We start from the raw sequence: 700 nt of genomic DNA on the forward strand, positions 1-700 counted from the left end.
TCATAACACTCTAATGACTTAAATTTTCAAAAAAATCAAAATTTATTATTTAGAGTAATTAAAAGGGGAATGGAGAAATTATGGAGAAGGACATTGCTTTGTAAGGGACATACTTTATGATTATGAACGGAGAGGAGGATGCATAGCATATTGTGAGAATAGAGAAAAACAATGAAAAAGTGCTATGCAAATGAAAGAGATGAAGGGACGATTAAGGCCAGGTGATACGCTAGCAATCGGTTTAATGTTATTTGCATTATTTTTAGGAGCAGGAAATTTAATTTTTCCACCAGTTTTAGGTCAACAAGCAGGAGAAAATGTTTGGATTGCTACAATTGGATTCCTTGTAACGGGAGTCGGACTTCCCCTATTAGCTGTCACAGCTGTCGCGTTTGTAGAGGGGGACTTGAAAGCGCTATCTTCTAGAGTTCACCCTATATTTGCGTTTATTTTTCCACTAGTTAGTTATTTAGCAATTGGACCATTCTTTGCGATCCCGCGTACTGGAGCTGTTTCGTTTGAAATGGGAATGAAGCCGTTTTTATCAGAAGCAATGGTTTCAGAATGGTACATGCTGTTCCTTTACACTATAGTTTTCTTCGGAGTAACGTGGTATTTATCATTAAATCCATCTAAATTAGTTGATTGGTTTGGAAAGTTCCTTACACCGTTGTTAGTATTAATAGTTGCTGTTATTGTC

General features: G+C 36.4%; 1 pseudogene. It reads left to right on the forward strand.

The window, feature by feature from the left end:
• Positions 1-199 precede the first annotated feature (199 nt).
• Positions 200-700, forward strand: a pseudogene (gene brnQ4, locus AC1DTM_RS30190) (branched-chain amino acid transport system II carrier protein BrnQ4); the annotation flags it as partial.

This window comes from Bacillus sp. P4_D3 (assembly GCF_056401855.1).